The sequence below is a fragment of the Methylobacterium sp. CCH7-A2 genome, assembly GCF_001557075.1.
Lineage (GTDB): Bacteria > Pseudomonadota > Alphaproteobacteria > Rhizobiales > Beijerinckiaceae > Allobosea > Allobosea massiliensis.
Window position 1 is genome coordinate 1 of the sequence record NZ_LSKN01000124.1, and the last position, 348, is coordinate 348.

Here is a 348-nt window from a genome sequence, read left to right on the forward strand (position 1 = left end):
GCCTCAATGCCGCTGGGTGATCGAGATCGCATAGGCGGGCGCCCGTTCGGTGAAGAGCGGGTCGTCGGTCGGACCGGCCACACCCTCCGCCAGGCGGGTAGGATCGAAAATCCCGCGATCGCAGATGTCGTTCTCCGCCAGCCCGGTCACTGTGAGTTCCGCCATTTTGACGCTGCGCCGCGTCTCCTCGTCCGGCCAGGTCTGCGTCGCCGGGATGGTGGCGTCGGCGACCGAGCCGAGGATCGCGACGACGTCGAAACCGGCCGGCCTTTTCTCAGCCAGACGCGCCTTCAACTCGTCGACCAGGAAGTCGGCCGGCTTGCCCTTGGCGTCCTCGTCGCTCAACCC

1 pseudogene is annotated in these 348 nt (G+C 67.5%); it reads right to left on the bottom strand.

From position 1 onward, the window contains the following. Positions 1-3: 3 nt before the first annotated feature. Positions 4-348 (bottom strand): annotated as a pseudogene (locus AX750_RS26465) (catalase); the annotation flags it as partial.